General features: G+C 37.4%; 12 protein-coding genes. All 12 read right to left on the reverse strand.

Annotated elements, in window-relative coordinates:
• Positions 1–569: 569 nt before the first annotated feature.
• Positions 570–1409, reverse strand: a complete 840-nt coding sequence (gene rfbD, locus HNR43_RS10070) for a dTDP-4-dehydrorhamnose reductase (RefSeq protein ID WP_183243553.1) — start codon at positions 1407–1409, stop codon at positions 570–572.
• On the reverse strand, positions 1406–2419 hold the full coding sequence (rfbB, locus tag HNR43_RS10075; RefSeq protein ID WP_183243555.1) for a dTDP-glucose 4,6-dehydratase: 1014 nt from the start codon (positions 2417–2419) through the stop codon (positions 1406–1408). Before rfbB ends, rfbD begins: the two co-directional genes overlap by 4 nt.
• Positions 2419–2979, reverse strand: a complete 561-nt coding sequence (gene rfbC, locus HNR43_RS10080) for a dTDP-4-dehydrorhamnose 3,5-epimerase (protein WP_183243557.1) — start codon at positions 2977–2979, stop codon at positions 2419–2421. Before rfbC ends, rfbB begins: the two co-directional genes overlap by 1 nt.
• Positions 2980–2997: 18 nt before the next feature.
• Positions 2998–3885, reverse strand: a complete 888-nt coding sequence (gene rfbA / locus HNR43_RS10085) for a glucose-1-phosphate thymidylyltransferase RfbA (protein WP_183243559.1) — start codon at positions 3883–3885, stop codon at positions 2998–3000.
• 18 nt (positions 3886–3903) lie between these two features.
• Positions 3904–5061, reverse strand: a complete 1158-nt coding sequence (cps2T, locus tag HNR43_RS10090) for a beta 1-4 rhamnosyltransferase Cps2T (protein WP_183243561.1) — start codon at positions 5059–5061, stop codon at positions 3904–3906.
• 18 nt (positions 5062–5079) lie between these two features.
• Entirely contained in the window at positions 5080–6192 is a 1113-nt protein-coding gene (locus tag HNR43_RS10095) for a glycosyltransferase (protein ID WP_183243563.1), read from the reverse strand.
• Positions 6193–6264: 72 nt separating this feature from the next.
• Complete coding sequence (locus tag HNR43_RS14300) at positions 6265–6597, reverse strand: transposase (protein ID WP_343055756.1); 333 nt, start codon at positions 6595–6597, stop codon at positions 6265–6267.
• Entirely contained in the window at positions 6594–6782 is a 189-nt protein-coding gene (locus tag HNR43_RS14340) for a transposase (protein WP_183243575.1), read from the reverse strand. The genes HNR43_RS14300 and HNR43_RS14340 overlap by 4 nt, the downstream gene beginning before the upstream one ends.
• Positions 6748–7311 carry a helix-turn-helix domain-containing protein gene (locus HNR43_RS10105; protein ID WP_183243565.1) on the reverse strand — a complete coding sequence of 188 codons (564 nt, stop codon included), beginning with the start codon at positions 7309–7311 and terminating at the stop codon, positions 6748–6750. Before HNR43_RS10105 ends, HNR43_RS14340 begins: the two co-directional genes overlap by 35 nt.
• Positions 7312–7410: 99 nt before the next feature.
• A complete protein-coding gene (locus HNR43_RS10110) occupies positions 7411–8643 on the reverse strand; it encodes a glycosyltransferase family protein (RefSeq protein ID WP_183243567.1) in 1233 nt (410 codons plus the stop codon).
• Positions 8644–8659: 16 nt separating this feature from the next.
• Entirely contained in the window at positions 8660–8983 is a 324-nt protein-coding gene (locus tag HNR43_RS10115) for a DapH/DapD/GlmU-related protein (protein WP_183243577.1), read from the reverse strand.
• A gap of 194 nt (positions 8984–9177) precedes the next feature.
• Positions 9178–9624, reverse strand: a 447-nt coding sequence (locus tag HNR43_RS10120; protein ID WP_183243569.1) for an IS3 family transposase, incomplete at its 5' end; no start/stop codon positions are given.

The raw sequence follows: 9624 nt of genomic DNA on the forward strand, positions 1-9624 counted from the left end.
CGCTATCTCTTCAAGCAAACATTTCACTCTCCAAATCAACTCGTCAAATATTTTTTGTAAGAATGCGATAAAACAGATTAGCATCGGTGTATTTAAGAGGGGGATGATAGCCATACTTTTTCACATGTTTCAATCACCTTTTGAACAGGATGATGATAAGCATCGATCATAAATATGTTGCATCTCCAACATGAGCAATCCTTATTTTTGGGGCAACCGTGTTACACAAAAGTGTGACGGAAGCAAGACAAAAGCTCGCTTCCGTCAATCGAAAAATGAAGTTAAACTTCGTAGTCGTAGCTATATAGCGGCGACCAAATTTCTTTTATGATTGGCATAGGGAACACTTCATCATCTTAACCGTCAATACAATTGAACAACCTCTCCCTTTTGTACAATCTTAAAATGATTGTGTTTTTCGGGTGATCCTCACATTCAACATAAACAAAACGACCACCGAGTCTTTTGTGCAAATCACTAATTAGCTCCATCGCAACGCTTAGTATCTCTTCCCCCTTTATAGTTCATCCAATAAGAGACTTTAATAAACTGTACTTTTTACTATTCATCTATATGCTTCTTAGAAAAATACGCAAAGAATCTCTCCAATTTGGCATTACCTTAAAACCATTTAATCTTAATGCCATATGTTCAAACACTGAATACATCGGTCTTGGTGCTGGTCTTGGAAACTCTTTTGTCGTGCAAGGATTGACTTTAACCTCGATATCTGCTTCCTCAAAAATCGCTTTCGCAAATTCATACCAGGAACAATGTCCCGAATTGGAAACATGATAAACACCGTACTTTTCCGTCTGAATGAGCTGTAAAATGCAATTTGCTAAATCGACCGTATATGTCGGGCAGCCGATTTGGTCGTTGACGACCATTAACTCATCTCGCTCTTTGGCTAGCTTTAACATCGTCTTGACAAAATTGTCCCCATGTTTCCCATACACCCAAGACGTTCTCACGATAAAAAACTTCGAATGCAAGTCGCGGACAAACTGCTCGCCAGCTAGTTTGCTCTTCCCATACACGCTAAGTGGATTGGTCGGCGTAAATTCGTTGTATGGGGTAGTTGCCATTCCGTCAAAGACGTAGTCTGTGCTAATGTAAACAAGTTTTGCCCCTACTGCTTCCGAGGCAGCCGCAACGTTTCTCGTTCCGTAAGCGTTAATTAAAAACGCTTGATCTGGCTCGGATTCCGCTAAATCGACTTTCGTATACGCTGCGGTATGAATGACCACATCAGGACGAACTTCGCTAGTCACTTGTTTCACTTGGTCAGAATTTGTAATATCTAACTCTTCCCGTCCATAACCGTAAACTTCATACCCTTGATTAGCGAGTAAATGGACTAAATCTGTACCAAGCTGCCCTTTTGCGCCTGTTACAACTACTTTCATAACTTGTCACCATACTGTTTTTGATAGTAGTTCATATACTCACCAGATTTAATGTTTTTCCACCATTCTTCATTGTCAATATACCATTGAATCGTTTCCACAATGCCTGTTTCAAATGTATACTGCGGTTTCCATCCAAGCTCATTCATAATTTTTGTCGGATCAATCGCATAACGGCGGTCGTGCCCTAGGCGGTCTGCCACATACGTAATTAACTCTTTTGACACTCCTAGTTTTTCAACGATGAGATGTACAATTTCATTATTCGTGCGTTCGTTATGTCCGCCGATATTGTACACTTCCCCTGGTTTCCCTTTATGAATGACTAAATCAATCGCCGCACAATGGTCTTTGACGTGCAGCCAGTCGCGAATATTTTGACCGTCCCCATAAATCGGGAGTTCTTTTCCTTCTAATGCATTTGTAATCATTAACGGAATAAGCTTTTCCGGGAAGTGATACGGCCCATAGTTATTAGAACATCTCGTAATGTTCACATTGAGACCGTACGTTTCATGATACGCCCTAACAAGCAGATCCCCACCCGCTTTACTTGCCGAATAAGGGCTATTTGGTGCCAATGGCGTCTCTTCGGTAAAATACCCTGTTTCCCCAAGCGTTCCGTACACTTCATCTGTTGAAATTTGCACATATTTCTTTATTTTATTTTCTTTCGCTACATCCAATAACGCTTGTGTACCTAATACATTTGTTTTCACAAAAACACTAGGATCGGTAATACTCCGGTCGACATGCGATTCTGCCGCAAAGTTAACGATGACATCAATTTCATATGTTTTAACTAAATAATCTACGAGTTGACGGTTATTAATATCCCCTCTAACAAAAGTATAGTTCGGATGATTTTCGACATTCTTCAAGTTCTCAAGGTTGCCTGCATACGTTAATAAATCATAGCTAACTACTTTGTAATGTGGATATTTTTCTAGCATATAACAAACAAAGTTGCTGCCGATAAAACCTGCTCCGCCTGTGACTAAAAGGTTCATCACATTCTCTCCCATTCAAAGTTAATTTCCGCGTCTGCCAATAGTGGATGCTTTGCGTCTTTTTCCGAAAGAATCGGATTTGCCGTCGGCCAGTCAATTCCTAATGCCGAATCATTCCAAAGAATGCCGCGATCATGTTCTGGTGAATAATATTCATCCACCTTATACTGCACTTCCGTATTTTCCACTAAAGTACAAAACCCATGGGCAAATCCCTTTGGCACAAGCAATTGTCGCTTATTCTCCGCGCTTAAAATAACCCCTTGCCATCTTCCAAACGTTGGCGAGCCTTTACGAATATCAACAATGACATCATAAACCGCCCCGCGCGTCACGCGAACTAATTTCGTTTGTGCCTTCGGGTGTAACTGATAATGAAGCCCACGCAACGTCCCTGCCTGTTGCGACAACGAATGATTGTCTTGAATAAAGTCAAAATCAAGCCCATATTCCGCAAAAAGCTTTTTATTGTAGCTTTCCATAAAAAACCCGCGGTGGTCGCCGAATATTTTCGGTTCGATCAATAACACACCGGGCAGTGAAGTCTCGATCACTTTCATAACAAGCACCCCGCCATTTTATAAATAGATTGGTTTCTTCTTCTGATTCGCGATATCTATTAAATATTGGCCGTACTGGTTTTTCTTTAACGGCTCCGCTAACTTTAACAACTGTTCCCGCGTAATATATCCTTTCACATAAGCGATTTCCTCTAGGCAAGCAACCTTTAAGCTTTGGCGTTTCTCGATTGTCTCGATAAACTGCGAAGCTTCAAGCAATGACTCATGTGTACCTGAATCTAACCAAGAAAAACCACGACCTAAAATTTCAACATGCAATTCGCCAAGTTCCAAATATGTTTTATTCACATCTGTAATTTCTAATTCTCCACGTGCAGATGGCTTAATACTTTTGGCGATTTCAACAACACGATTATCATAGAAATATAGTCCAGTTACCGCATAATTCGACTTGGGATTTTGTGGTTTCTCTTCAATAGAAGTTACTTTTCCATTCTCATCAAACTCCACAACACCAAAACGTTCAGGATCCTTGACATAATATCCAAAAATCGTTGCCCCAGTTTTACGCTCAACCGCTCTCTGCAACAACTGAGTTAAACCGTGACCGTAGAAAAGATTGTCCCCTAAAATAAGCGCAACATTATCGTCACCGATGAACTCTTCACCAATAATAAATGCCTGTGCCAGACCATCCGGAGAAGGCTGCACGGCGTAAGACAACGAGATTCCTAGCTGTGACCCATCTCCTAATAGCTCCGCAAACCGTGGCGTATCATCAGGAGTGGAAATAATTAAAATATCACGGATACCTGCTAACATTAACACCGACAATGGATAATAAATCATAGGTTTGTCGTAGATAGGAAGCAGTTGTTTAGATACTGCTTTTGTTAAAGGATAAAGGCGGGTGCCACTCCCGCCTGCTAAAACAATACCCTTCATTAACTAACAGCCCCTTAATTAACTTTCTAGAAATAATCGTTCATATTCGCTGACAATTTTATTCCATGAATACTCGCTAACAATACGATTTTTTGCTTTTTTTCCTAACAGCCCTATCTGCCCTTGATCATATTGATCTGTCCTATTAATCAATTGACTTAACGAACCTTGTTCTTTTGTAAAGTATACAGCTCCATCGGCACCTACCTCTTTATTAAAAACAACATCTAGTAACAAATTAATCTTTGTGGATGCTAAAGCTTCTAGTAGAGAGGGATTTGTTCCTCCGACCTCATGGCCGTGCAGATATCCGTAAGCTTGTTCACGGATTTTCTTTAAAAGCTCTTGATCATATACAGTCCCTACAAATTTAATGCGAGGGTCAAGATCAAATTTTGTTCGTTCAAGCAACTGTTGATAGAAAGCATTTTGCTCAACATTTGAAATAATCACCAAATCCTTTTTAGTGTTAGATGCCATAAACTCACGAATCATTAGTTCATAGTTGTTTTCAGGAACAAAACGTCCCACAATTAAATAGTATTCAAACGGCTTTACCTGATGTTGACGATACCAGTCCACTAACTTCAAATCGTCATTTGCAAGCAAAGATTCCTTCACATCCGCTCCATAAGCAATAAACGTGGTTTTAGGGCGATATTGTCTATATTCATCTTGAATGTATGACTCAATCCCACGCGAATCACATACTAATAAATCTGCATGTTTCACCATTAAGCGTTCTGAAAATTTCCAATAACGTTTAATCCAATAATTCCATTTACTTCGTTTCCATTCATGACCATCGGGATTTACAAACACCTTTACTCCCATTTTTTCTAGTTGTTTCTTATAGAAAGCAAAAAACGGCCCAATTCGGCAAGCCAGAATATAAACAATGCTGTTAGTTAGATTGTTCTCTTTAATATATCGAATACATTCCCGTAAACTCAATAAATCATAAAAAACCGCTTTCGCACTTCCCACATCAGGAACCTTTATATTAAAACATCTGGCATTATTATAATAAAATTCATCGTTATTCTCCCCTAAACATGAAACATGGTAAGTGATATCCTCACTTACCTTTCTTTTGGTCAAGTATTCTACAAACGTTTCAAAACCGCCGTATTTAGCAGGAATGCCTTTAGATCCTATAATAAAAACATTAACCATTTATAAATCACCCAGTAACTAATTTAATATTTTTCTGTATGCTTCTACTGTTTTCATTGCTGTATTTTCCCAAGTATACTCCTCTAATATTCTTTTTTTAAGATTTTCATTGTACTCTGATTGGAAAGCTTTAATAATTGCATTGCGAATACTCTGTACATCGTTAGGCTCACAGTAAAACGCATAGTCTCCAAAATATTCTTTGGTAGTACCACGATCTGTCACAACAATATTACAACCATTTACAGCTGCTTCCAAAGAAACTAATCCAGGAGTATCATACCAACTTGGAAGAACATGAACCTTTGCCCTTCTATAAAATGTGCTGAGTTCATTCTGATCTAACTCATCTATTATTTTTACATTACTACTCTTGCTAACATATCTCTTAATTTTCTTAAAGTATCCTTTTTGAGTACTATGAACTTTCCCGATAAGATAAAGTTCATAAGGCAGTCCTTGCATTGCCTTAACCAAATTTAATTGATTTTTCCTTGGCTCTATTCTTCCTACACATAAAATTAAATTCCGTTCCGTATTTATCTTATTACTATCATTATTAGAGAAAAAAATGTTTTTATCTATAGCGTTAGGGACAACAACGTAATTCGGTATTTTATCCAATTTTAATTCTTTCTTTAATAAATAAATTTCTCCTATACCATTAGGTAGAAGAATATCAGAATGTTCAACAATATATTTCTGCAAATTTTGAAATCCTTCTTTAATAACTTTTAATGTACCTTCATGCTTCTCTCCATCAAAGTAATATCTAAAAAGAGCTCTTAGTTTTTCAATACTTTCGTACCCTAATAAATTATTAACTATTTTTCTTAAACCTATTTGTCCCTTTTTTTCAAATTCCTCAGACTTCCAGTATATAGTTGATAATGCTACTTTTTTATTTTGCCTTTTTGCATTTTGTATAAATAATATTGTTTCTTGGGGTCTCAAAAGATTAAACACATGTACTAAATCATACTTAGATAAGTCTACATTAGGTCCGGTGATAATGTCTATTTGAATATCTGGAAATAATTTTTCAATATACTCTTTTGTTTTTAATAATTGAACAGTGTCTCCACCTTTTCTATCAAATACATTAAACCGTGTTTGAAAAAGAACTCTCAATTGGCAATCCTCCAAAATCAGAATCATATTTAATATTCTATATACATCCAAATTGACATTTTAATCTCTGATTCACGCAGCACACCCGATGCGGCGTAACACCTCATCTGGGTGCTGTAAGACATATTGTTCAAAACGAGTAATCGACTGGGCGATGTCTTTTTGATCTCTATGCAAGACGTTGGCAATGACTTCATCTTTTAGCCACTTCCATAGCCGTTCAATAGGGTTTAACTGTGGGGAATACGGTGGCAAAAAGATAAAGTGAAAAGTAATACCTTCTTCACTATCAAGGAACGCTCGCACCATCTTGGCATGATGAATACGCGCATTGTCCAACATAAGCACGATGAATCGATTCGCATATTTCTCTTTCAACAAATGTAAAAAGTCTAGAAACGTCATGAAGCACGATGAAATACGACGTCCCCTTGTTGCACGTCGACTGCGCCAAAAATGGACACGTGGGCGTGATGACCGTAGCTTGGCACTTGTTTTTGATTGCCTACTTCTGCCCATGTCGTACGAAGCGCTTGATATGCGCGAACATGCGTCTCATCGACATGAAGAAGAACGATTTCGTCCGTGATTAGTTTTTTTTATAAACTCGAGTTCTTTTTCAAAGGCTGCTTGAAGCACCGAATCGCCTTTGACGAGCTTATAGGTCGGGCGTGTCCATGACAAACGAAGACGATGCAATAACTTTCGGATGCCTTCCCGTGACATCGAAACGCCATAAGTTTGTTGGATGTAAGATTGTAATATGCGAGTGTTCCATGACGAAGAAATGCCCCAGCCGATATCCACAGGGGTGGTGGTTAACACGAGTTGTCTGATCTCTTGTTGTTGTTCTTCCGTGAGAAAAGGCACGCGACCCGGTGGCAACCGACGGTCGAGTAAATGATCGAGCCCTCCTTCATTAAAACGTGCAACGTAGATGGCAATGGATTGACGGCACAGATTGATCATTTTGGCGACATCTTTGCCCAGATGCCCTTCCATGACGAGGCGAACGGCAGTCACCCGAACGCGAAGGGAAGCATCTTTGATTTTCCGTTCTTGTTTCCGAAGTGTTCGAGGCGTCCAGCCGTGATCATTTGTAATTTTAAGACGTTTCATGTCCTTTCCGCTTCTTTTACACATGAGTATTTAGGAGCAGTATAACCATGTAAAAAGGTGTTCATACAGAAGTTATCACTTTAAAGTGCATGTATATATTTACTGTTCGTTCGAATTTATAATATTTTCTATATAGTTTATTATTTTAGACGCTTGTGTTTCTCTAGAATACAACATTCTATTTGAAAAATCATACTGGCTGTTCAAAATTTTTTTTAACTTTTCTTTTATATCGTTTGAATTATGACTTGCACATTCACCATATTTTCCATTAACTAAGGAAACTAATTCCTTATCTTCCGTCACAGCTATAATTGGTTTACACGCACCTATATATTCAAAAGTTTTTCCCGGTATAGCAAAATCACTACCATGCTTATGTGTTAGAATAACGGCTATATCACATTCTTTCAAATATTTTATTGCAACCTCATGTGGCACAGTCCCAATCACATTGATTTTTACTTTTTCAGGTGTTTCAATATCACTAATTTCGTTATATGCTTGATTATCAATAGCTCCTACAATATTAAAAATAACTTCAATACCTGTAGCATCAGAAAAAGCTACTAATCCTGCTATAAAGTCTTTAATATTCCTCCCCTTATAAATTGATCCTATATGAGCCAACACCAATCTTACTTTATGAGCCAATCCTTGATTATAAGAACAATCTAGAAATTTTATATGATCATAACCATTTTTTATTACTTCAATGTTCAATTTCTGATTAGTAAGCTTACTATAATAATCTTTTATACCTTCGCTTAATGCTATAATCCCATCAGCATGCCTCATTAAGATTTTTTCTGCTTTTTTATAAGCTAATTGAGGATTTCCTTTACCGATAGAATGATTTATAATGTCTCTAACCTCTACAATTACTGGGATTTTAGGTTCCTTTTTCTTTATTAAATCTACTATATATAATCCATATATTTCAGGCACTGTTACAAAAATAGCTGCTATATTATCTTCAACTATTAGTTTGCTTATATTATTATACAGATCTTTATTTTTAAAATTAAAAAGTAGTTTGCTATATTTAAAATTTCTCCATAATTTCAATATTACTCCGGTTCTTAATAATTTTTCTAAATTATTTTTTCTCTTGATATTACTCTGATCTAGATTATTGGTATATCTAGATTCAGTAGTTTTAAATTTTAAATTTATATCGGCGTACTTACTTTGTTGATGCCCATATTTAAAATCATTAACTATAACTAGGGAGTACTTTTTTTGAAAATATTCCATAAGCTCTGAAAATCTCACAGAGGCTATTACAGGCTGTCCCTCTATGAAATCACTTATTACAAGGATTCTCTTCAAAGGATTTACCTTCCTTTCATTGTTTTGCATTATTAATAATAATTTTTGCCGGATTACCTACAACAGTAGAATTTGCTGGAATATTTTTAACTACCACGGCATTTGCACCTATTTTTACATTATCACCTATTTTAACATCCCCTATAATTTTGGCCCCTACACCAATAAAGACATTATCACCTATAATTGGAGCTTTTGTACTTTTACCTAATTCTCCTGGATTTATACCTATTGTTACTTGATGAAATATGGTTACATTGTTACCTATTATCGCATCCGGATGAATGACTACTCCATTTCCTCCATGGGCAATAATTAAGTTTTCTCCAATCGTAACTATTCATCCCGATAGTAGTATGTAAAGAAGCGTGGTATTATGTCAAGAAAATAGACACGTAAAATCGAGAAAAACTTTAAAACCCTACTACCGCACTTCGTTTGGTGGCCTCTTGAGAAGGAGAACGGTTTGGTAAACCCTTCCCCTCCTCAAGAGGAAAGATGCCCCTTATATCGTGACTTTGTGGAGAGAAGAGTTCACTGCTTTTTGCCTTGCTGATACATCTTCTCATACGCCATCGGAGACATGTACTCGTTAGCGGAATGAATTCGTTCGGCATTATAAAAACACTCAATATATTCAAAAATCCGTTGTTTGGCTTCTTTCCTTGTCGCAAAGGTTTCGTGGAAAATGAGTTCCTTTTTAATGATGCTGTGAAACGATTCGGCACATGCGTTGTCATAACAGTTTCCTTTTCGACTCATGCTGGTTTGCATTCCGTGCTGTCGTAAGATGGCTTGATACTCGTTCGATGCATATTGGCTCCCTTGATCCGAATGGTGAATCAGACCTGGTTGAGGCTTTCTCTCGTTGATGGCTCGGTTTAATGCTTTGATCACTAACTCTTTTGTCATTCGCTCGGAAAGACACCAGCCAACGATTTTACGAGAAAACAAATCCATGACCGAAGCTAAATACAGCCA

Source organism: Anoxybacillus mongoliensis (genome assembly GCF_014201515.1).
Taxonomy (GTDB): domain Bacteria; phylum Bacillota; class Bacilli; order Bacillales; family Anoxybacillaceae; genus Anoxybacillus; species Anoxybacillus mongoliensis.

Excerpts from the sequence above, each read along its gene's own strand:
- rfbD (WP_183243553.1), bottom strand. The coding sequence starts at position 1,409 with ATGAAAGTAGTTGTAACAGGCGCAAAAGGGCAGCTTGGTACAGATTTA.
- rfbB (WP_183243555.1), bottom strand. The coding sequence starts at position 2,419 with ATGAACCTTTTAGTCACAGGCGGAGCAGGTTTTATCGGCAGCAACTTT.
- rfbC (WP_183243557.1), bottom strand. The coding sequence starts at position 2,979 with ATGAAAGTGATCGAGACTTCACTGCCCGGTGTGTTATTGATCGAACCG.
- rfbA (WP_183243559.1), bottom strand. The coding sequence starts at position 3,885 with ATGAAGGGTATTGTTTTAGCAGGCGGGAGTGGCACCCGCCTTTATCCT.
- cps2T (WP_183243561.1), bottom strand. The coding sequence starts at position 5,061 with ATGGTTAATGTTTTTATTATAGGATCTAAAGGCATTCCTGCTAAATAC.
- HNR43_RS14300 (WP_343055756.1), bottom strand. The coding sequence starts at position 6,597 with ATGACGTTTCTAGACTTTTTACATTTGTTGAAAGAGAAATATGCGAAT.
- HNR43_RS10105 (WP_183243565.1), bottom strand. The coding sequence starts at position 7,311 with ATGAAACGTCTTAAAATTACAAATGATCACGGCTGGACGCCTCGAACA.